This window comes from Streptomyces sp. NPDC030840, assembly GCF_055572015.1.
Genome location: NZ_JBVIEE010000042.1, coordinates 26,572 through 47,352, shown reverse-complemented (window position 1 = coordinate 47,352; position 20,781 = coordinate 26,572). Strand labels below are relative to the sequence as shown.

General features: G+C 69.3%; 14 protein-coding genes and 5 pseudogenes. 6 read left to right on the top strand and 13 right to left on the bottom strand.

Features of this window, described 5'->3' with window-relative positions; all coding sequences use genetic code 11:
* Positions 1-175: 175 nt before the first annotated feature.
* The 3 genes and pseudogenes from ACZ49J_RS45040 to ACZ49J_RS45030 all read right to left on the bottom strand — a co-directional run.
* Positions 176-632 (bottom strand): annotated as a pseudogene (locus tag ACZ49J_RS45040) (transposase); the annotation flags it as partial.
* A pseudogene (locus ACZ49J_RS45035) lies at positions 629-878 on the bottom strand (hypothetical protein); the annotation flags it as partial. The pseudogenes ACZ49J_RS45035 and ACZ49J_RS45040, both read right to left, overlap by 4 nt.
* A gap of 162 nt (positions 879-1,040) precedes the next feature.
* A complete protein-coding gene (locus ACZ49J_RS45030; protein WP_467457580.1) occupies positions 1,041-1,340 on the bottom strand; it encodes a hypothetical protein in 300 nt (99 codons plus the stop codon).
* A gap of 558 nt (positions 1,341-1,898) precedes the next feature.
* Between ACZ49J_RS45030 and ACZ49J_RS45025 the strand changes: the two are divergent.
* Positions 1,899-3,134, top strand: a pseudogene (locus ACZ49J_RS45025) (IS110 family RNA-guided transposase).
* 4 nt (positions 3,135-3,138) lie between these two features.
* Here ACZ49J_RS45025 and ACZ49J_RS45020 read toward each other — a convergent pair.
* Positions 3,139-3,873 (bottom strand): annotated as a pseudogene (locus ACZ49J_RS45020) (dehydroquinate synthase/iron-containing alcohol dehydrogenase family protein); the annotation flags it as partial.
* Positions 3,874-4,369: 496 nt separating this feature from the next.
* On the opposite strand from ACZ49J_RS45020, the gene ACZ49J_RS45015 reads away from it, so the two are divergent.
* Positions 4,370-4,981, top strand: a complete 612-nt coding sequence (locus tag ACZ49J_RS45015; RefSeq protein WP_467457582.1) for a TetR/AcrR family transcriptional regulator — start codon at positions 4,370-4,372, stop codon at positions 4,979-4,981.
* A gap of 87 nt (positions 4,982-5,068) precedes the next feature.
* Here the strand turns inward: ACZ49J_RS45015 and ACZ49J_RS45010 are convergent, their stop codons facing one another.
* The 7 genes from ACZ49J_RS45010 to ACZ49J_RS44980 all read right to left on the bottom strand — a co-directional run bounded on the left by ACZ49J_RS45010 (position 5,069) and on the right by ACZ49J_RS44980 (position 13,792).
* Positions 5,069-6,157 carry a Zn-dependent alcohol dehydrogenase gene (locus tag ACZ49J_RS45010; RefSeq protein ID WP_467457583.1) on the bottom strand — a complete coding sequence of 363 codons (1,089 nt, stop codon included), beginning with the start codon at positions 6,155-6,157 and terminating at the stop codon, positions 5,069-5,071.
* A complete protein-coding gene (locus ACZ49J_RS45005) occupies positions 6,154-7,614 on the bottom strand; it encodes an aldehyde dehydrogenase (protein WP_467457584.1) in 1,461 nt (486 codons plus the stop codon). Before ACZ49J_RS45005 ends, ACZ49J_RS45010 begins: the two co-directional genes overlap by 4 nt.
* Positions 7,615-7,681: 67 nt before the next feature.
* The gene (locus ACZ49J_RS45000; protein ID WP_467457585.1) at positions 7,682-8,971 is read right to left on the bottom strand and encodes an amidohydrolase family protein; all 1,290 of its coding nucleotides are present in this window, start codon (positions 8,969-8,971) and stop codon (positions 7,682-7,684) included.
* 54 nt (positions 8,972-9,025) lie between these two features.
* On the bottom strand, positions 9,026-11,647 hold the full coding sequence (locus ACZ49J_RS44995) for a CaiB/BaiF CoA transferase family protein (RefSeq protein ID WP_467457586.1): 2,622 nt from the start codon (positions 11,645-11,647) through the stop codon (positions 9,026-9,028).
* Between the two features lie 5 nt (positions 11,648-11,652).
* Positions 11,653-12,168: a DoxX family protein gene (locus tag ACZ49J_RS44990; protein WP_467457587.1), complete on the bottom strand. Its 516-nt coding sequence runs from the start codon at positions 12,166-12,168 to the stop codon at positions 11,653-11,655.
* Entirely contained in the window at positions 12,165-12,593 is a 429-nt protein-coding gene (locus ACZ49J_RS44985) for a Zn-ribbon domain-containing OB-fold protein (protein WP_467457588.1), read from the bottom strand. Before ACZ49J_RS44985 ends, ACZ49J_RS44990 begins: the two co-directional genes overlap by 4 nt.
* 23 nt (positions 12,594-12,616) lie before the next feature.
* Positions 12,617-13,792 carry a thiolase C-terminal domain-containing protein gene (locus tag ACZ49J_RS44980; RefSeq protein ID WP_467457590.1) on the bottom strand — a complete coding sequence of 392 codons (1,176 nt, stop codon included), beginning with the start codon at positions 13,790-13,792 and terminating at the stop codon, positions 12,617-12,619.
* A 236-nt stretch (positions 13,793-14,028) separates the two neighbouring features.
* On the opposite strand from ACZ49J_RS44980, the gene ACZ49J_RS44975 reads away from it, so the two are divergent.
* The 4 genes from ACZ49J_RS44975 (at position 14,029) to ACZ49J_RS44960 (ending at position 19,107) form a co-directional block, all read left to right on the top strand.
* Positions 14,029-14,652, top strand: a complete 624-nt coding sequence (locus tag ACZ49J_RS44975; RefSeq protein WP_467457592.1) for a TetR/AcrR family transcriptional regulator — start codon at positions 14,029-14,031, stop codon at positions 14,650-14,652.
* Positions 14,649-16,139 carry an FAD-dependent oxidoreductase gene (locus tag ACZ49J_RS44970; protein ID WP_467457593.1) on the top strand — a complete coding sequence of 497 codons (1,491 nt, stop codon included), beginning with the start codon at positions 14,649-14,651 and terminating at the stop codon, positions 16,137-16,139. The genes ACZ49J_RS44975 and ACZ49J_RS44970 overlap by 4 nt, the downstream gene beginning before the upstream one ends.
* A gap of 50 nt (positions 16,140-16,189) precedes the next feature.
* The gene (locus ACZ49J_RS44965) at positions 16,190-17,413 is read left to right on the top strand and encodes a cytochrome P450 (RefSeq protein ID WP_467457594.1); all 1,224 of its coding nucleotides are present in this window, start codon (positions 16,190-16,192) and stop codon (positions 17,411-17,413) included.
* 464 nt (positions 17,414-17,877) lie between these two features.
* Entirely contained in the window at positions 17,878-19,107 is a 1,230-nt protein-coding gene (locus ACZ49J_RS44960; RefSeq protein WP_467457595.1) for an epoxide hydrolase family protein, read from the top strand.
* A 307-nt stretch (positions 19,108-19,414) separates the two neighbouring features.
* Here ACZ49J_RS44960 and ACZ49J_RS44955 read toward each other — a convergent pair.
* Positions 19,415-19,654: pseudogene (locus tag ACZ49J_RS44955) on the bottom strand (NAD(P)-binding domain-containing protein); the annotation flags it as partial.
* Positions 19,655-19,840: 186 nt separating this feature from the next.
* Positions 19,841-20,779 carry a TIGR03619 family F420-dependent LLM class oxidoreductase gene (locus tag ACZ49J_RS44950; protein WP_467457596.1) on the bottom strand — a complete coding sequence of 313 codons (939 nt, stop codon included), beginning with the start codon at positions 20,777-20,779 and terminating at the stop codon, positions 19,841-19,843.
* Between the last annotated feature and the right edge of the window lie 2 nt (positions 20,780-20,781).

Here is a 20,781-nt window from a genome sequence, read left to right as displayed (position 1 = left end):
GCCGGCATCGACGGCCTCTACGCCCCCGCCTGTACCGTCATCCACCACCTGCGGATTCATCCGATAAACGGGCAACTTAGGTGAAAACGACCTCTTAGAGGGTGTTTTCTTCCGTTGTTTCATCCCGGGGGTGGGCTTCGTAATCGCGGGCCAGGCGGCGGTGGTTCATGAGTCAGCCCAGCGTTCTCTCGACGGTCCACCGCCGGGGCAGGACGGTGAAGCCTCTGGGGGCGGGGTCGCGGCAGACGATGTGCATGTCGATGCCGAGGGTCGCTGCGTGCTCGACGAGGTGCTTGCGGTAGCCGCCGTCGACCCAGGTCTTGCGGACGGTGGGATGCTCGGTGGCTACCTTCTCGATGAGGGCCTGGCCGGCGGGCGGAGTCCTGCACGCTCGCGGCCGTGACCAGCACCGCCAGCAGCAGGCCGACGGTGTCGATGACGATGCTCCGCTTGCGGCCCACGATCTTATTGCCCGCATCGATGCCTTGGCCGGCTGCGGGAACGTTGGTGGACGTCTTGATGCTCTGCGAGTCGATGACGCATGCGCTGGGTTCGACCTCGCGGCCTTCCTGCCCGCGGACTTGGCGGCGAAGGAGACTGTTGAGCCGGTCGAAGACGCCCTCCTCCTGCCACCATCGCGACGAAGAAGCGGACGGCGGCACCACCGGATGAACCGGTGATGCCGCCGTGTTCCGGCCGGACGGTCTGCGTCCGTTGCGCCAGCGCCTGCCGGTCTTCGAGTTCACCCCGACGATTCGGCACGCGTCCTCGTTGCTCACGCCCTGCTGCATGAGCTGGAAGTATGCAGCTCGCTCAGCAGTGAGCTTCTTGCGGCCCTGAGGGCTCCGTACCCTTCCGAATCTCGAAGTCCGTCGCATCCCCTGAACCGGGGTGTTGCGACGACCACTAGAACGGAAGGTGTGGGCGACGCAGGGGCCTTCAGCCCGCGACGGTCGGTCCGGCTCGTCCACGGCCTCGTCGGGGCCGGCCAGGGCTGGGGCGGTCGTGGAGGCTTCGTCGATGGCGTCCTGGAGTGGGTCTCAGCCTTTCATGCCCTCGAGGAGTCCATCCGTGGCCTTCTCGTAGTCGCTCTCACTGAGGCCGTCGCACTCAGCGGTCTTCTTCAACTCCTCTTCCTCGGAGTCCGCTTCGATTGCGGCCTTGATGGCCTTCGCACAGGCCTTCAGGTCTTCGGCGCTGGCGGATGCCGGTGTGGTGCCGGCGATGGTCGGGGTGCTGCTGGGCTTGCTCGGTTTGCTGGTGCTCTCGGAGCTTCCACAGCCGGTGGTGAAGGCGGTGATCGCGAGCAGTACGACGCAGGCGGCTGTGCGAGTGCGCATGGTGCCTCCAAAAACGTTGTGTTGTCGATGGGAGCATGCATAGTCCGCACGCCCTGACGCGTCTGCCGAGCTTCCGGACCCGCCCCCGCCGAACGGCAGAGGACGTCGAGCCGATCGGCCATCACCGTTCGATGGGGTCAGTGGGACTGAACGAGGGTTCCTAATCCTTGAGTAGGCGGTTCCGGTTGGCTCCGTCAGGGGCGGCCCGGACTGTTGATGTGGTGCGGTTTTGCGGCGGCCTCGTGGGCACAGGCTGACCCCTCTGGGTTCCTGGTCCTCTGAGACCTTCTGAAAGACCGGTGGCGCCCGGTGTCTTCGGGCCGCTGCGAAACCCACCGGCCTGTGCCGAACGTTGATCGTCGTGGTGCAAGCCCTCCGCACGGTGACCCCCGCGAACTCCGCGAGCCGTTCGAGCTCTGATCGAGACCGGGGCCCGCGCGGTGCGCTGGTGTCGCGAACGGCTGGTGAGATGGCGGACCGTCGAGTCCTGGGATTAGGTCGCCGCGTGGCCCGCACGGGCTTGTCACCTGCGCAAACGCACAATGAGAGGGGAACGGCTTGAGCGTGTTCTGCAGGATCGACTGGGCCGAGTCGCACCACGATGTGGCCCTGGTAGATCAAGACGGCCAGCTGGTGGCCAAGCGCCGCATCAGCGACGACCTCGCCGGCTACCGGCTGCTGCTGAACCTGCTCGCCGAGCACGGCGACAGCCCCGAGACGCCGATACCAGTGGCCATCGAGACCTCCAGCGGCCTGCTCGTGGCGTCCTGCGCACCGGCAGGCGGAAGATCTTCGCCATCAACCCGCTGGCCGCCGCCCGCTACCGCGACCGTCACGGCGTCTCGCGCAAGAAGTCCGACCCCGGCGACGCCCTGGTCCTGGCCAACATCCTGCGCACCGACATGCACGCCCACCGGCCACTGCCCGACGACAGCGACCTCGCCCGCGCCATCACCGTCCTGGCCCGCGCCCAGCAGGACGCCGTCTGGGCCCGCCAGCAGATCGCCAACCAGATCCGCTCGCTGCTGCGCGAGTATTACCCGGTCGCTCTGGACGCCTTCCTCGGCAAGCAAGGCGGCCTGACCCGGCCCGAGGCCCGCGCGGTGATCGCCGTGGCACCGACCCCGAGCGCGGCGGCCCGGATGACCCTGCCGCAGCTGCGGGCCGCTCAAACGAGCCGGCCGCAGCCGCGGCATCGACGCCGAAGCCGAACGCCTCAAGACCGCCTTGCGGTTCGAGCAGGCCCACCAGCCCGCGCTCGTCGAGGAGGCCATGGGTCGGCAACTGCTCGCGCTGCTCAGGCAGTTAGACGCGGCCTGCAAGGCTGTCGAGGATCTCACCGAGGCGATGGAGGCGTCTTTTCGTCGGCACCCGGACGCTGAATCCTGCTCAGCTTCCCCGGCATGGGCATCCAGCTCGGCGCCCGGGTGCTCGCCGAGATCGGTGACGACCGCGCGCGGTTCGCCGACGCCCGGGCGCTGAGGGCATACGCAGAATCGGCCCCCATCACCCGTGCCTCGGGCAAGAAACGCTTCGTCGGACGCCGCTACATCAAGAACAACCGCCTGACCAACGCCGGCCATCAGTGGGCCTTCGCCGCGCTCACGGCCTCGCCCGGGAGCAGCTGACCACTACCGGCGACGGCGCGACCGCGGAGACTGGCATGCCCAGGCCCAGCGACACCTGTTCAACCGCATGATCGGCCAGCTCTACCACTGCCTGCAGACCCGGCAGCACTTCGACGAACAGCATGCCTTCACCTCCTCCTCGGCGGATCTGGCCGCAGCGGCTTGACTTCCTAGGCACGTGAGATGTCTTTCAGTGCCTGGATGAGGAGCGAGCGGAGGGCTTGGGCGGTAACGGAGCGTGGGTTGGCGTAGGGCTGAGCCTGTGCCTGTGCGGTGATCTCGTCGAGGTCGCGCTCCGTGAGGCCGAGTTCGGCCAGTGAGCGGGGAGCGCCGAGGTCGGCGGATGTGTGCGCGAGGTGCTTCGCTACGTCGTCCGTGGCCAGCGCGCGGCGCAGGGCCTGGTCGGCGGCCGGTGCGGCGGGGAGGTTGAAGGCGGCGACGTACGGGAGAAGGACCGTGTGGGTGGCGTCGTGGGGCAGGTCGAAGGTGCCGCCGAGGATGTGGCAGAGCTTGTGGTGCAGTGACATGGTCGTGGCTCCCAGACACGCCCCGCACAGCCACGCCCCGCGCAGCGCGTCGGTGCGGGCCGCCGCGTCGCCGGCGTCGGCGGCGATGGCCGGCAGGGACGCGGCCAGTGAGCGCACCCCTTCCTCGGCCATCAGGGACACGATCGGCGAGGCGTCGGGCGCGTACAGGGCCTCCACGGCATGGGCGATGGCGTTGAAGCCGCTGGTCACCGACACGTCCACGGGGAGACCGACGGTGAGTTCGGGGTCGTAGACCACGCTGCGGGGCAGGACGGCCCGGTCGCGGCCGGTTTGTTTGCGTCCGCTCTCGGTGAGTCCCCAGACGGTGGTCATCTCGGAGCCGGCGTAGGTAGTGGGGACGCTGATCACGGGCAGGCCGGCGTGTTCCTCTGCCCGCTGGTGCTCCTCGCCCTCTCGGGCGCAGTCAGTGGCCTGGCCACCGCAGTCGGGCTGCCCGGCGTCGCCGCGATCGTCATGGCCGCGGGACTGGCACTGACCGCCCGACGCCGCCCCCCGATCGGCGGCAACCGCCTGCACAGGAACAAACCGGCTGACCCCCCGCCTGCCAGGAACGGGTCTCTCCAGCCAACGTCCCTGTCCTGCATTCGGTGGTGACAGAGCGTGCCGCCATCCCAGGGAGGTCACCAGGACGCGTCCAAGGGCCTCCAAGGCGAAGGGGTCCGCGCACGGCTCGCCCGCGTCCGGGCCCGCCAGCGCGGTGACGGGGACGACGATCCGTTCGGCAACGTCTACAAGCAGCTCAGGCATCCGCGGCTCGGTGCCGGCAATTCACGCTCGGCGGTTCAGAGAAAGAAAAGGTAGTGTGTCGTTTCTTACGCTGTACATGAGTGCGGAGACGACGAAGGGGACAAGCATGGCCGCGGTGAGTGAGAGCAGGCCGCCGGGTCGTCCGTTGGATGCTCGGCGTGAGGCCGCTTTGCTGGACGCGGCGCTGGAGCTGCTGTCCGAGGTGGGCTACGAGCGGTTGAGCCTGACCGAGGTGTGCCGCAGGGCCGGGGCGAGTACGAAGACGGTGTACCGGCGGTGGGCCAACAAGGACGAGTTGATGGCGGCGGCGCTGCGCCGTGCGGTCGTGCGGTCGGTGGATGAGCCGTTCGAGGTGGTGGCCACCGGGTCTCTGCGGGGTGATCTGCTGGAGAACCTGCGGGCATTCGCCCAGAGGCAGCGGCAGTTCACCCCGCAGTACACGGCCGGGCTGCTGGTCGCCGCGTCCAGCGGCAGCGACGCCGGACGGATGGCCAAGGACCTGTTCCGTGTCCATTACACCCGTCTGACGGAGACGGTCCTTGACTGGGCCCGGGAGCGGGGGGAGATCGGAGGGGACGTGGACGCGGTGTTCGTGGCGGACCTGATCCGGGGCGTGGAGTTGAACCATGTCCTGGTCGCCGACGGGCAGTTGGACGACGCGTTCCTGGAGTCGCTGGTGGACCGCGTGCTGCTCCCGGTGCTCGCGCCCCGGCGGTGATGGCTCGGGGTGTGCGCACGGTCCACCGCATAGGCGTCGGCCGCACGCACACCGGTCGGGGGAGCGCCCTGCCGCAGGACGCGCCTGTCAGCAGATGACGCTGCGGATGACCTCGCCCGCCTCCATCGCGCGGAAGGCGTCGTTGACCTCGTCGAGGCGGATCCGCCGGGAGACCGCGGACCCGATGTCGAGCTGTCTGCTCTCGGCCAGCGCGACGAGGTCGGCGAAGTTCCGGCGGATCTGGACGGAGCCGTAGAACGAGCCGATGAGGCGCTTCTCCTGGAGGAACAGCGGCACGGCCGGCAGGGTGATCGTGGCGTCGGCCGCGGCCATGCCGACGACGACCGTGGTCCCCCGGGGGCGGGTCGCGTCGTAGGCCTGCATGATCACATCTGGGTTGCCGATCACTTCGAAGGCGTAGTCGACACCGCGCCCGCCGGTCGCCTCGCGGATCTGCTCCACCGGGTCGGCACTGCTCGGGTCGACGAGGTCGGTGGCTCCGGCCTGCAGGGCGTGCTCGCGTTTCATCCGGACCGGATCGACGGCGAAGACACGCGCCGCGCCCGCGATCCGGGCGCCCTGCATCACGAACTGGCCCACGCCGCCGCAGCCGAATACCGCCACGGTCGCCCCCGGCTTGACCTGGGCGGTCCACAGGGCGGCACCCACGCCGGTGGTCACACCGCAGCCGATGAGAGCGAGCTGCTCGCTCGGCAGATCGGTGCGCACCGGGACGACGGCGTGCTCGTGCACGATCATCTCCTCGGCGAACGTGCCCAGCCCCGACATCCCCACCGGACGCGACCCGTCGGACCGGGTGACGTGGCCGGCCCCGTCGCCCCCGTACGTCTCGCAGTGGTTGGACTCACCGCGCACGCAGTACCAGCATTCACCGCACTCGGGGACGAACGACGCGATGACCCGGTCGCCGACCTTGACCCGCCGTACGTCGGTTCCGACGGCGGTGACGACTCCCGCGCCCTCGTGACCGAGGATCATCGGCGGCGCCCCCGCCGGGCCTGCCGCCTCTGCCGTCGCCCGGAGAACCGACAGATCGCTCCGGCACACTCCGCTCGCTTCGACGGTCACCCGGACCTCGTGTCGGCCGAGTCTGTCCAGCGTGACCTCCTCGATGGCGAGCTTGGTTTCCGGAGGGGTGAACACCGCTGCCTTCATGACTTGCTCCCGTCGCTGCTGACGCGCGTGCCCTTCGGTACATGCACCGCTTTCTTCTCGATGAACTGGGCGAAGCCTTCGGGGCCGTTCTCCCGGCCGACGCCGGAGGACTTGAAGCCGCCGAACGGCGCGCAGCTCTCCATGCCGAAGGTGTTGACGCCGTAGTTCCCGGCCCGGACCCGCGCGGCGATCTCCATGCCGTGGGCGAGATCGGCGGTCCACACCGTTCCGGAGAGCCCGTAGGGCGTGTCGTTGGCGATCGTGATGGCGTCGTTCTCGGTGTCGTAGGGGATGACCGAGACGACGGGTCCGAAGATCTCCTCCCGGGCCACCCGCATCCGGTTGTCGACGTTGCGCAGCACGGTCGGCTCCACGTACCAGCCGCGGGACAGCCCCTGGGGCCGGCCGCCGCCCAGGACCGCTTGCGCGCCCTCGGAGATGCCGCTGGCGATGTAGTCCTCCACCCTGTCCCGGTGCTGTTCGCTGATCAGCGGGCCGAAGGCGGTCTTCGGATCGTGCGGGTCGCCGACCGGCATGGCGGCGATGGCGTCGCTGAGCGCGTCGACCACCTCGTCGTAGCGGCTGCGCGGAGCCAGCACCCTGCTCTGCAGGACGCACGCCTCGCCGTTGTTCAGGCACGCGGCACCCGCCAGGCCCGGTATCACGGTGGGCAGGTCGGCGTCCTCGAGGACGATCGCCGCGGACTTTCCGCCGAGTTCGAGGCTGTAGCGCCGCAGGTCACGAGCGCAGATCTCGGCGACGCGGGCGCCCGTGGCGGTGCTGCCCGTGAAGCTGACCTTGTCGATCCCGGGGTGCGCGACCAGGGCCGCGCTCACCTCGCGTTCCGCGGGCAGGATGTTGACCACACCCGGAGGGAACCCGGTCTCTTCCAGCACCTCGCCCAGGACGAACGCGTGCAGCGGCGTCAGGGGATCGACCTTCAGCACGACCGTGCATCCCGCCGCCAGCGCGGGCGCCAGCTTCATGAACGCGATGGCCAGCGGTGAGTTCCACGGCAGGATCGCCGCCACCACCCCGACCGGCTCGCTGCGCACGACGACATCGGCGTACTCGCCCCCGCGGAGTTCGGCGAAGTCGTAGCGCTCGATGAAATCGGCGTAGTAGGTGAGGAGGCCGATGGAGGAGTCGGCCGTACTCATCATGGTGGGCAGGCCGGCCTCGTCGGTGATGACGGTGCTGAGCCGGCTGCCGTGGGCGCGAAGACCGTCGGCCAGCCGTCGCAGGTGCTGTGCCCGGTCGGCCGGGGACAGATGCGGCCAGGGTCCGGTGTCGAACGCGGCACGTGCTGCCGTGACCGCCCGGTCGAGGTCGGCTCGGGACGCGCTCGGCGCCGATCCGACGGATTCCTCGGTACTCGGAGAGATGACGTCGAGGATCTGCGTGGAGTCCGGGGCGACCCAGTCCCCCCCGATGTACAGCCTTTGGAAGGTAGGCAAGGTGATGTCTCCCGATGGGTGTGCCGGTCCGGGCCGACGGCGGTGTCGGCCCGGCCGTCGTGATCGGTCAGTCGGTGGGGACGTCGATGTTGTAGACCTTGGCGGCGTTGCCGCTGAGCAGCTTGACCCGGTCCTCCCAGGGCACGTTGTTCTCGCCCAGCGCCTTGGCGATTCCGTTGAGCGGCTGCGGGTAGAGGCAGGTCGGGTGCGGGAAGTCGGTCTCGAACATGCAGTTGTCGATCCCGAGGCGGCTGATGTCGTTCAGGAAGTTGCCTTGGGACTCGAACCAGAAGCAGGCGTAGATGTTGCGGCGGAAGTAGTCCGACGGCTTCATCGACAGGTGGTCGACGTTGTTCTCGACGGCCTGGTAGTCCAGGGCGTCGAGGATGAACGGGATCCACCCGACACCGCTCTCGACGGAGACGATCTTGAGGCCGGGGTGGCGGTCGAGCAGACCCGAATAGATGATGTTGGAGATGACACGGGCGTTGTAGATGTAGAGCATCGTCGAGCCCATAGCGATCTTCGTGTCCCAGTCCAGGGACGGCCAGGGGCTGTTGCCGGCGTAGCTGGTCTGGGAGACGCTCGCACCGATGTGGAAGTTGACGGACAGGTCGAGGCTCTCGCAGGCGTCCCAGAACGGCGCGTAGTACGGCTCCGAGAGGTCGGGCAGGCCCTGGTTGTGCGGGTCTGCGTTGGTGTTGATGCCGTGCAGTCCCAGGTCGTGGATGCGCTGGACCTCGGCGACGGCGAGGTCGATGTCCCACCACGGGGTGATACCGAGGCCCATGATCCGGCCGCCCGACTGCTCCTGCATCTCGGCCATGGCGTCGTTCCAGATCCGCAGAACCGTCAGCCGCAGTTCCGGGTCCTGGATCTGGGCCATGGCCTGGCCGCCGAACCCGACCGCGTTGGGGTAGAGGATCTGACCCCAGATGCCGACCTCGTCCATGAGTGTGAGGCGGGGCTCCACCAGGCTCGCGGCCGGCGAGACCTCGGTGAGCGGCCAGTGGACGAAGTCCGCCCCCCTGACTTTCTGGCCGGACTTGTTGATGACGCTGGCACCGCCCGCGAAGCCGAGGGGGATGTCCTCCCCGGCCATCCAGACGGGGGACGTCTCGGAGTCCTCGGTGTTCTTGGGGCGGAACACGCCCATCTTGGCGAGCTCGGAGTTCTTGACGTGGACGACCCGCGGGACGAGGTCCTTGTACTTGGACGGTGCCCGGGAGGTCCACAGGTCACCGGGCTCGGTCAAGTGGGTGTCGACATCGATGATCTTGATGTCCTTGATCGATTCCAGCAGGGGATGATCCCGGTCCAGCGGAAGTTCACTGTTGATGTCGTCGGTGACGGTCATGCCTGTGCCTTTCTCGACGGTCGGTCGGGTGCGCGGGGGCGGCTGCGTCCGGTGTCAGATCACCCCCGCTCGGGAGAGGTCCTCGATCTCGTCCTGTGAAAGGCCGAGCAACTCGCCGTAGACGTAGGCGTTGTCCTGGCCGTAGTCGGGTCCGCTGCGGTCGTACCGGCCGCCGATGTAGGCGGGTGTCTCGCTGAACCGGACGGGGACCTCCTTCACCGGCCAGCTGCCCATCTCGGCCTGCTCGACCTCCACCAGCCATTCCAGGTGGGCGAGTTGGGGATCGGTCTCGTAGCGGTCCTGGGCCGTCTGGCAGACCCCGGCCGGAACCCGCGCGGCCTGGAGTTCGGCCATGAGCTGGAACGGTTCCCACTTCGCCGTGGCCGCCGTGAGCAGCGCGTCGAGGTGGTCCTGGTGCGCCAGTCGGTCCGCCGGCGTGATCAGCTTGGGGTCGGCGGCCCACTCCGGCACCCGGAGCACCCGGGTCAGGGCGAGCCACTGCTCCTGGTCGAACGCGGCGATCGCGACCCACCGGTCGTCACCCGCTGCCGGGTACACGCCGTGCGGAGCCGCCGGCAGGTACGGCGACCGGTTGCCGTAGCGGGACCAGGACCGGCCGTTGACCGAGTGGTCGAGCACGGCCGTGCCGGTCAGGTAGAGACCGCACTCGACCTGCGAGGAGTCGATCCAGCAGCCCTCGCCGGTGGTGCGCTTGCGGTGGAGGGCGGCGATCATCGCGGTCGCCATCTGATAGGCGCCGAACCAGTCGAGGTAGGAGTAGCCGATGCCGGCCGGTGCGTAGGGCTCAGGCAATCCTGACATGTCAGAGATCCCGGACATGGCCTGTGCGGTCGGCCCGAAGGCGCGCAGCCGCTGGTAGCGCCCGTGCTGGACCATGCCGGACTGCTGCACGTAGATGATCGCGGGATTGAGCTTGCGAAGCTCTTCGTATCCCAGCCCCATCCGCTCCATGGTCCCGGGGGAGAAGCCCTCGACGACCATGTCGGCGTCCTTGATCAGCTCTTTGAGGAGGTCAAGGGCGCGGGGGTCCTTGAGGTTGAGGCTGATTCCCCGCTTGCCCGCGTTGATCTCCATGAAGGCGCCGCTGCGGTTCACGCTGGTCGTCGGGGACGGGACGATCGGCGCCTGCGCCTGATCGCGCTCCGCCCGACCGCCGTCGGGCAGCATGCCGAGGCCCAGACGCATCCCGTCCAGGCGGGACAGGTGCTCGACCTTGATCACCTCGGCGCCATGGGCGGCCAGGAACCGGCCGGCGCCCGCACTGGCGAGGAACCAGCTGAGGTCGATGACCCGGACACCGGCCAACGCGAAGGGCTTTCCGTGCTTGCTCAGCACCGGCTCGGGCGCGGTCCCCACCGGTTTGTCGGGGCGCGGGGTGGGGGAGAGGGTTTCGAGGCTGGCGAGCACCTCGGCGGTGTGCTCGTCGAGGAGCGGCGCGCGAGGGCCGTTGCGCCACGGCAGTCCGGGGCTGTACCACTTCGCGCCGATCTCTGTAAAGGTCCTGCCGATCTCGGGGTGTTCCACGTCGATGAAGGCGCCGCGGTCGCGCCAGTGCTCGTCGGCGGCGTTCTCCTCGGGGCGGCGGACGGGCGCCCAGGCCATCCCGGCGGCCTGGCCCTCCTTCCACAGGTCCTTGTCGAAGGTGAAGGCGGCGACGAACCGGTCGACGGCCGCGTTGATGTGGTGCTTGGTCTCCGTCCTGGCGAACACGGCGGGGTCTTCGTACTTCTGGTCGAGGAGGTCACCCTCCATCCCGTAGGGAGCGAGCACGCGTCCGATCGTGGCCGCGCCGGAGGTGAAACCGGGCAGGTAGGTCCGGTACGGCAGGACCCAGCGGCCGTCCTTCGTTCGCGAGATGCCTGGCGTCGTCGCGGCTGCGCCGGTGCCGGAGGCGGCGGACTCCTCCCGTCGGCCGAAGGAGTGACGGCAGGTCAGACGCTCGTGCGGCGTCCTGTTGTAGATCCAGTCCGGCAGATCGGTCTCGGTGTTCTTGGAGACGGCCTCGTGCACGGCCGACGACAGCTCCTGCCCCACGCCCGTCTCCAGCCGGTAGCAGAGTGCCACCATGATCTGCGCGGCCATGATCTCCCCGGTGATGTGGTACGAGTGCCACATCTGGGGCGCCACGGGCGGGGTGTCGTAGGTGCCGGTCGGGTCGGGGTCGTACCCGCAGTTCATGACCACGCCGCCCAGGGCCAGGTGGATCAGATCACTGCCCACGTAGTCGGCCCACGGGCCGGTGTCGCCGAACGGGCTGATGCGGGCGTACACCAGGCCGGGGTGGGTGCGGCGCAGCTCCTCGTAGCCGAGTCCCCGGTCGCGGAGGTAGTCGCGGTGCCGGGTGTCGAGCAGGACGTCGGCGGTCCGCACCAGCCGGGAGAACTGCTCGCGTCCCTCGGGGGTTTCCAGGTCTAGGACGATCGCACGCTTGCCGAAGTTGTAGTGCCAGAAGTGCAGACTGCGGTTGGGGTCGGGCCGGTCGTCGACGAACGGCCCGACCCTGCGGGTGCGTTCGCCGCCGAGGGGTTCGACCTTGATCACGTCCGCACCGAGGCCGGCGAGGACCTTCCCGCAGTACTCGCCGAGTTCGTCGGCGATCTCCACCACGCGGACGCCGGTCAGGAAGCTGCCGGTCTCGACATCTCGTTCGGTCACCGTTGTCATCCTTTGTGTGGTTCGGGGCGCCAGAAGGCCGCCAGGGTCATCACGCCCGCGGCGACTCCGATGCCGGCCGTGAGGGCGAGACCGGCCCAACCGTCGACGTGCGTGTCGGCGTGGTGGTCGACGGACCAACTGCCGGCTCCCAGCGCGCCGAGTGCGCAGGAGGCGGCGATGATCATGAGGACGTACTCATAGCCCTCGCCCGGCCGGAAGATGAAGAAGCCGTTGCGGAGGTGGTTCGTCACCAGCGCGACTAGCATCGTGCCGACCACGGCCGCGGCCGCCAGCGGTGTGAGCAGACCGAGCACGAGCAGCAGGCCGGCGCCGAGTTCTGTGGCGGTGGCGACGAGGGCGTTGAGGCGGCCGGGGCGTACGTGGATGGACTCGAACCAGCGGGCGGTGCCCGCGATTCCCCCGCCGCCGAACGCATGGTTCCAGCCGTGCGCGATCATCGTGCCGCCCACCGTCAGACGCAGCAGCAGCGCGGCGATGTCCGTGCCCACCGCGGCGCTCACCGGACCGCTTCCCGTGCTGCCGGGCGGCGGAACTGCGGCACCGTCCAGCCCACGTACTCCTCGAAGCAGACCTCCAGCGCCTCACCGATCGTCAGCGTCGTCGGATCGACCCCGACGACGTTCGAGACCATCCGGACGCCCTCCTCCAGATCGACGACGGCGATGACCGCGGGGCCGTCGAACCCGGGTGCGGGAGGGTGGTGCAGGACCGTGTAGCTGTAGAGCGTGCCGCGGCCGCTGACGTCGGTGACCTCCCAGTCGAGCGAGTGGCACTGCGGGCAGGCGGGACCGGGCGGGTGGCGCAGCGCGCGGCACGCGCAGCAGCGCTGAACCGCCAGCCGGCGTTCGAAGACGGCGTCCCAGAAGAACCGGGTGTCGGGGTTCGCCGCCGGGCGCGGGCGACCCGCCGTGGGGGCCTTGGTCATCGTGGCCGGCTCCTTCCCGCCGGTCATGCCGTCCGTCCCAGGACGACTCCGCTGGTGGGGGCGTGCGAGCCGCCGGTGACGACGGCGTGGGCCGCGCCGGTGACCTGGTTCACGGCGGTACCGCGCAACTGGCGTACCGCCTCGGCCAGTCCGTTGAAGCCGTGGATGTACGCCTCGGACAGCTGGCCGCCGTTGGTGTTGGTGGGGATCACACCGTCGATCTCGGTGCCGCCGTCCCGGACCAGACCGGGGGCCTCGCCGAGGCCGCAGAACCCGAGTGCCTCCAGCTGCATCAGCACCGCCGGACTGAAGTGGTCGTAGAGAATGGCGACGTCCATGTCACCGGGCCCGAGCCCGGACTGGGCCCACAACTGGTCGCCCATCACCTGCGTCTCGGCCGCGACGGCGAGGTCGTCCCGGTAGAGCGGAGACACTCCGTACTGCCGCGGGCCCACTCCCATCGCCGCCCCGAGCACGGCGACGGGTGGTTGGCGCAGATCCTTCGCGCGGTCCGGCGCGGTGAGGACCAGGGCGACTCCGCCGTCGCTCTCCTGACAGCAGTCGAAGAGCCGCAGCGGGTCTGCGATCATCCGCGACGCCTGATGGTCGTCCAGGGTGAGCGGCCGGTCGTGGAAGAAGGCCTGGGGGTTCTTGTTCGCGTAGGCGCGCTGTACGACGGCCTGGCGGCCGAAGTCCTCCGAGGTCGTGCCGTACTCGTGCATATAGCGGCGGAAGCTCGGCGCGAAGAACGCGGCCGGCGTCACCATGCCGAAGGGAGCGGCCCACGACATGGTGACCGCCGCGGCGGTGGCCGCTCCGTCGCCGGCGTAGCGCGACGGCTGCCCGAACCGTCCCTGCGAGCGCTCGTTCATCGCCCGGTAGCAGATGACCGTCCGCGCCCTGCCGGTGGCGAGCGCCATCGACGCCAGCGCGAGGGTGCCCGGCCCGCCACCGCCGCCACCGGAGGTGCGCGCGAAGAAGGTCAGCGCGTCGAGTCCGAGGTAGTGGGCGACGGCCGGCTCGTCGTTGTCGTCCATCGTCATGGTGACGAGTCCGTCGACCTCCGAGGGGTCGATGCCGGCGTCGGCCAGGGCGAGGGTGCAGGCCTCGAGTGCGAGCCGCAGCTCACTGCGGCCGGAGGCTTTCGAGAACTCCGTGGATCCGATGCCGACGATCGCTGCCGATGGAGAGTGGGTCATGAACCGGCTCCTACTTCGTCGTAGGGCGTTTGAGTGACATCGCTGAGTGTGCTGAACCAGCCAAGACTAGGAAACGACGTGATGGCCTTTCCTAATTGGCTCCAGAGAACACGCGCCGGGTCTGCTTGTCAATGGGCTGTGCGTGCAGGCCGGTTCGGGCGCTTGACGTGAAGGGTGATGGAGGTTCTACTTTTGGAAACGGTGTCGTGTCGTTTCCTAACTGTGAGGTCGAAGCCATGACTGTGTCGAGCCAGGGGAAATCACCGGGTCGTCCGTTGGATGCCCGGCGTGAGGCCGCTTTGCTGGACGCGGCGCTGGAGCTGTTGTCCGAGGTGGGCTATGAGCGGTTGAGCCTGACCGAGGTGTGCCGCAGGGCCGGGGCCAGCACGAAGACGGTGTACCGGCGCTGGGCGAGCAAGGACGAATTGATGACGGCGGCACTGCGCCGTGCGGCCGTGCGGGCGGTGGACGAGCCGTTCGAGGTGGTGGCCACCGGGTCGCTGCGGGGTGATCTGCTGGGGAACCTGCGGGCATTCGCCCAGAGACAGCGGCCGTTCTCGCCGCAGTACGCGGCTGGGCTGCTGGTCGCCGCGTCCAGCGGGAGCGAGGTCGGGCGCATGGCCAAGGAGTTGTTCCGCGTCCATTACGCCCGTCTGACGGAGACGGTCCTTCAGTGGGCCCGGGAGCGGGGGGAGGTCGGTGAGGACGTGGACGCGGTGTTCGTGGCGGACCTGATCCGGGGTGTGGAGCTGGACCATGTCCTGGTCGGCGACGGGCAGTTGGACGACGCGTTCCTGGAGTCGCTGGTGGACCGCGTACTGCTCCCGGTGCTCGCGGCCGGGCGGGAGGGTGCCCGATGAAGATCAGCGTTGATCTGAACCGCTGCGCGGGCTATGGGCAGTGTGTGTTCGCCGCCCCCGACGCCTTCACCCTGCACGGTACCGAAGCCCTGACCTATGTGCCGAACCCGCCCGACGAGATGCGGGAACAGGTCCTGCGCGCCCAGGTGGCCTGCCCCGTCCAGGCCATCACCCTCGGTGTCGAGGACGCGGACGCACCGGCGGCGACCAGCCCGCGCCAGGACCCTCACGTGGTGGTGGTCGGGGCGTCGCTGGCCGGGTTGAAGACGGCTGAGTCGCTGCGCGAGGCGGGCTTCGCCGGGCGGCTGACGATCATCGGGGACGAGCCGCACCGCCCGTACGACCGGCCGCCGCTGACCAAGGCGTGCGTGGGCGAGAAGCTGCCCCCGGACCGCCTGGAACTGCCGGTCACCCAGAACCTGGACGCCGACTTCCGCCTCGGGGCGGCAGCCGTCGCCCTGGACACCGGCCGCCGCCTGGTGCGCCTCGCGGACGGCAGCAGCATCGGCTACGACACCGTCGTGATCGCCACCGGCACCCGGGCCCGCCCCTTCCCCGGCGGCGCCGCCGACGGCATCACCGGCATCCTCACCGTCCGCACCCGCGACGACGCCGCCGAACTCCAGCGCCGCCTGGCCCTGCCACCCCGCCGGGTGGCCGTGATCGGCGCCGGCTTCCTCGGCGGCGAACTGGCCTCCGGCTGCCGCGAACTCGGCCTGGACGTCACCCTCGTCGAAGCCCAGCACACCCCCTTGCAGGGGCCCTTGGGCAGCCTGGTCGGCTCCGCGGTCGCCGACCTGGCCCGCGGCAAAGGCGTCGACCTGCACCTGGCCACCACCGTCCAGGGCTTCGAAGCCGACGACACCGGTGCGCTGCGACAGCTCCGCCTGTCCGACGGCACCACCGTCGAAGCGGACCTCGCCGTCGTCGCCCTGGGAGCCCAGCGCAACGTCGAATGGCTCGACGGCTCCGGTGTGCTCGCCGACGCCGGCGGGGTGCGGTGCGACGACCACTGCCGCGCCCTCGACGAACAGGGCGAGATCGTGCCGGACGTGTACGTGGCCGGCGACGTCGCGTCCGCCCCGCACCCCGTCCTGCCCGGCCGCCTGCTGTCGGTGGAGCACTGGAGCAACGCCCTCACCCAGGCCAAGACAGTCGCCCGCAACATCACCCGCCGGGATGGCCAGGACCCGGTCCCCCACACCGGCCTGCCGTCCTTCTGGTCCAGCCAGTTCGGCGTGAACATCAAGGGCGTCGGTTACCCCGGCATCGCCGACCGCGTCGAGGTCGTCCAGGGCGCGCTCGGCGAGGCTTCCTTCAGCGTGCTGTACGGACGCGGCGACCGCACTGTCGCGGCGGTCACCTTCGACAACGGGCGCCATCTGCCCTATTACGAATCCCTCGTCCGCGAAGGCGCGCCGTTCCCCGCAGGGTTCTCCGCCTGCGACGACGACACCTCCCACGCCGTCCACCCGGTCGGCCGCTGAGCAACTCCTCCCCCAAAGCCCCGCACCTACCGGAAGTGAGGAACGGCCTCATGGCATCCACCCTGTTCAAGCAGATCCTCCACCCCGACAGCCGCGCCCATCCCTGGGACCTGTACGCCGAACTGCGCAAGGAAGCCGTCTCCGTGCAGGACGACGGCACCTATGTCGTCAGCCGGTACGAGGACGTGAAAGCGCTGCTGAGCGACCCGCGCATCTCCTCGGACATCGGCAAGGCGACCCCCGGCACCCGGATGACCGTCAACGTGCCGACCCCCGGAACGGCCCCGACGTTCATCATCCGCGACAACCCCGAGCACGACCGGCTGCGCGGGCTGACCATGCGCCACTTCGGCCCGCCCGCACGCCCCGGCGGTGTGGAGGATTACCGGCCGATGGTGGAGCGGCTCGTCCGCGAGCGCCTCGACAACCTGATGGGTCGGGCCGAGTTCGACCTGGTCGAGGAGTTCTCCCACCCCATCCCCGTCCGGGTGATCTGCCACATGATGGGCATCCCCCTGGAGGAGGGGGCGACCATCCTCAGCCCCCTCCTCGGCGACGTCGAACGGGAATTCATGATCGACCCGTTCGACGCCGAACTGCTGGAGGCACGCAACCGCCACCAGGAGAAGGCGATCGCCTACCTGAGCACGCACGTAGAGCGGCTCCGTGAGAACCCCGGGGACGACATGCTGTCCCGGATGATCCACGACGACGGCCCGGGTGCCCCGCTGAACCTCCACGAACTGCTCGGCACCGCGCTCATGATCTTCGGCGCCGGCCACGAGACCACCGTCAACCTCATCACGAGCAGCATGCTTCTGCTGCTGCGCCACCCGGACCAGCTGGCCCGGCTGAAGGCCGACCCCTCGCTCGCGTACGGCGCCGTCGAGGAGGCCTTGCGGATGGAGCCGCCCGCGCACATGCGGCCTCGGGCCGCCACCGCCGACATCCAGATCGGTGACCAGGTGATCCCCAAGGGGGCCTCGGTCATCCTGAACCTCGCCGCGGCCAACCGTGACCCGCGCCGTTTCATCGACCCGGACACCTTCGACATCACCCGCCCCGACAACGCCCATCTCAGCTTCGCCGGCGGCACTCACTTCTGCTTCGGTGCCCCGCTCGGCCGGATGGAGGGCCAGATCGCGGTCCGGGAGCTCAGCCGGCGCCTGGTCGGTCCCCGCCTGATCCAGGACCCGCCGCCCTACCGCGACTCACCCGACCTGCGCGGTCCGTCGGAGCTGCGGCTCGGGGTGGACGAAGTCCTGCCCGCCTGACAGCGGAACAGACGGTCCGTGGCTGGGAGACCAGCATGAGGAGGCTGGGCCTTCACACCGACGAATTGGATCAGCCACAAGGGCGGCGCAGGCCGGGCCAGTAGGCGGCCGCGCCTGCAGCCGTCGCCGAGTCGGCAAGGGTGAGCCGGCTCCTGGCGGGGCGACCGGACACACCGAAGAACGCGATGCCGGACCGTCACATCACGCTCGCTACCTCGTCGCCCATACCTCCGCTGTCCGACTCGGCGCACCGGTCGCCGGGGTGAGGAATCGTCGCCCCGGCGACCGGTCAAGACCGTGACCACCTGCGGCGTCCTCTCCGGCGCCGGGCTTCCCTGACTGCCGGTTCCTCCTGACAGCGGCCGAGCGGCTCGGACAGTCATGACAGCCACACCCCGGCCCCCTGGGCCTCGCCGATCTTAAAAGTGACCCATTCAGACCCACATCAATAGACAGGACAGCCCATGACCGCTGCCCCGCAGCCGACCGAACCCGAGCCGTACACCGTCCATATCCCCCAGGAGGTCCTGGACGATCTGCGGACCAGGCTCAGGGCGACCCGGTTCGCCCCCGACCCTGGCAACGAGAGTGAGATCTACGGCCTTCCCACGGCCTATCTGCGCCCCCTCGTCTCGTACTGGGCCGACGACTTCGACTGGCGTGCCGTGGAGAAGGAGTTGAACACTTACACCCACCACCGCGTCGACGTCGGGGGAACCCCCGTGCACTTCCTGCGTGAACGGGGCAAAGGGCCGGCTCCCGTCCCGCTTCTGCTCCTGCACGGCTGGCCCTGGACGTTCTGGGACTGGAGCAAGGTGATCCGCCCGCTCGCCGATCCAGCCGCCTACGGCGGCGACCCCGCCGACGCCTTCGACGTCGTGGTGGCCTCCTTGCCGGGATACGCCTTCTCCACGCCGCTCGCCAGCGAGCGGGAGAACTTCGTCAGCATGGCCGACCGCTTCCATGAGTTGATGACCGGCGTCCTCGGCTACCAGAAGTTCGCGGTGGGCGGGGCCGACCAAGGCAGCCTGATCGGAGCCCAGCTGGGTCACAAGTACGCGGACTCCCTGTACGGCATCCAGTTGTACGACGAGATGCCGCTGAACATGTTCCAGGGCGACCGGTTCTGGGACGTGACCGCCGGCTATCCGACGACCGATGGTCTCTCGCCGCAGATGCGCCAGGACGTGCTCAAGTTCCACGAGACCTACGTCTCGCACGTCGTCACCCACATGTTCGACGGCCAGACGCTCACCCATGCCCTCCAGGACTCCCCGGCGGGCATGCTCGCCTGGCTCCTGAAGCGGTGGCGGACGTGGAGCGACCGGCGCGCCGACTTCGACGAGATCTTCCCCGTCGACCACATCCTCACCAACGCCACCCTGTACTGGGCCAATCAGGCCATCGGCTCGTCCATCCGGACCTACCGCAACATGAATCTCTACCCCTGGACGCCTGCACACGAGCGCACACCGCCCATCGAGGCACCAGCCGGCTTCACGATCCTGCTCGGTGAGGCTCACCCGCCCGGCGCACACACCCCCGAGGAGCGTGCAGCGCTGGTCGGCAGGACCGGCTTCTACGGCGACATCCGCGCGGTCAACGTGCACGAAACGGGCGGTCACTTCGGCCCCTGGGAGAATCCCGGAGCCTGGATCCACGACCTCCGCTCCACCTTCCGCGAACTGCGCTGACGCCATTGGCGATCGACCGGACTCGAGGGCGCCGGAACCACGCGCCCTGACCGGGCAACGGGATTTCGGGGTTTGCACGCGAACTCCCGGCGAGCCTGACGTGGCAGACACGGTGCTGCACCTGGATTCGGCCGAGCTGACCACTCGACGACCGAATCACCGGCTACCACAAGGCGCTGAACCAGATACGACACGTCCTGGAGGCCCTCTCGGAACAGGAGCAGCAGGTCGGACGTCACCGGAGGCGAAACATGGGAGCGGGACTCGCAAGACGCGGGTGAGGCGAGTGCCTGGACGGTGTCGGTGGCGCGCGTTCGTCGCCCAGGACGAGCACGTCGGTGTCGATCTTCTCGATCTGACGGTCTTCCAGAGTGACGGCGGAGAGATGGTGAAACGCAGCGGTCACCCGGGAATCCGGCAACGGCGCGGCAGCCTGCTGGGCGGCGGACCCGATGACGACCTGTTGGCCCGCGCCGGCGAGCCGGTAGGCGAGGCCGTGCCCCTGTGGGCCGGTTCCGCCGAGGATGCCGACGACCAGGCCGGACACATCGGGAAGGCGATGGGGATCGTTTCGAGTGGCTTCAGTGGGAGTGGAGGGACGGGTGCTGGCGGCTTCGTCGGGGAGTCGTCACGCTGTGATCCTTGGCTCGTTCGGTTCGTTCTTCCGCCCCCCCGGTGCCGTTCGTCGTCAGCGGGCTGCTCGGGCCGCGATGCGGCACATCGGCCGACGCCGTCAGGCGGTCAGCGACTCCACGCGGCGCATCACCTCGCGGCAGAAGGCGCCCACGGCGTTCGGGTCGTCGGTGAACTGCGAGGGCTTGATGCAGAAGGTGGTGAATCCTTGGGCCATCTGCGCGGGGATGGGTTCGAGGGCTTGGGCGAGGTCGGCGCAGGAGTGGTCGTCGGGGAACACGGCGCGGGTGCCGCCGATCATCTCCAGGTCGGCGATGTCGCGGCCTGCGGCGGCCATCGCGGTCTTCAAGGTCTGCATCTGCTCGGGCGTCACCTTGCCCAGCGGGTTGAAGGCGTGGCCGTACCGGACGATCCTGCGGACCATCGCGTCGTGCATGCCCGCGCCGCCGAAGCAGAGCCGGGGGCCGTCCGGGCGGTAGGCCTTGGGCTCGAAGTAGACGTCCCGGAAGGTGTAGTACTCGCTGTCGTGGGACACGGGGGAGGGGCCCCACAGCTTGGCCCAGATCTCCAGGTGTTCGTCGAGGAGCTTGCCGCGCCGGGAGAACGGGACACTGAGTGCCGCGTACTCGTCGCGGCTCCAGCTGACGTTGGGCAGCACCATCAGTCGGCCCTCGGAGAGCAGGTCGAGGGTGCCGAGCTCGCGGGCCAGGAGCAGGGGGTGCCGCAGGGGAGCGATAACCGCCGACGCGGCGAGGCGCAGGCGATCCGTGACGGCGGCGATCGCGCTGAGCAGCATGAGGGAGTTGGGCCATGGGGTGTGGGGGTCCTGGTTGCCCGGCAGGGCGTAGTCGCGGGGGTTGCCCATCACACCGTTCGCGCCGGCGTCCGGGCCGAGCACGATGTGTTCGCTGATCATGACGGAGTCGAATCCGGCGTCCTCGGCCTCGCGGGCCCAGCGGACCACGGTCGGCAGGTCCGCGCGGCCTGCGGTCATGGTCCAGTTCTCGCTCAGGACGAGCTGCATGCGGGGAGTGGTCATCG

Excerpts from the sequence above, each read along its gene's own strand:
- ACZ49J_RS45030 (WP_467457580.1), bottom strand. The coding sequence starts at position 1,340 with ATGCGCACTCGCACAGCCGCCTGCGTCGTACTGCTCGCGATCACCGCC.
- ACZ49J_RS45015 (WP_467457582.1), top strand. The coding sequence starts at position 4,370 with ATGGCCGCGGTGAGTGAGAGCAGGCCGCCGGGTCGTCCGTTGGATGCT.
- ACZ49J_RS45010 (WP_467457583.1), bottom strand. The coding sequence starts at position 6,157 with ATGAAGGCAGCGGTGTTCACCCCTCCGGAAACCAAGCTCGCCATCGAG.
- ACZ49J_RS45000 (WP_467457585.1), bottom strand. The coding sequence starts at position 8,971 with ATGACCGTCACCGACGACATCAACAGTGAACTTCCGCTGGACCGGGAT.
- ACZ49J_RS44985 (WP_467457588.1), bottom strand. The coding sequence starts at position 12,593 with ATGACCAAGGCCCCCACGGCGGGTCGCCCGCGCCCGGCGGCGAACCCC.
- ACZ49J_RS44980 (WP_467457590.1), bottom strand. The coding sequence starts at position 13,792 with ATGACCCACTCTCCATCGGCAGCGATCGTCGGCATCGGATCCACGGAG.
- ACZ49J_RS44975 (WP_467457592.1), top strand. The coding sequence starts at position 14,029 with ATGACTGTGTCGAGCCAGGGGAAATCACCGGGTCGTCCGTTGGATGCC.
- ACZ49J_RS44970 (WP_467457593.1), top strand. The coding sequence starts at position 14,649 with ATGAAGATCAGCGTTGATCTGAACCGCTGCGCGGGCTATGGGCAGTGT.
- ACZ49J_RS44965 (WP_467457594.1), top strand. The coding sequence starts at position 16,190 with ATGGCATCCACCCTGTTCAAGCAGATCCTCCACCCCGACAGCCGCGCC.
- ACZ49J_RS44960 (WP_467457595.1), top strand. The coding sequence starts at position 17,878 with ATGACCGCTGCCCCGCAGCCGACCGAACCCGAGCCGTACACCGTCCAT.
- ACZ49J_RS44950 (WP_467457596.1), bottom strand. The coding sequence starts at position 20,779 with ATGACCACTCCCCGCATGCAGCTCGTCCTGAGCGAGAACTGGACCATG.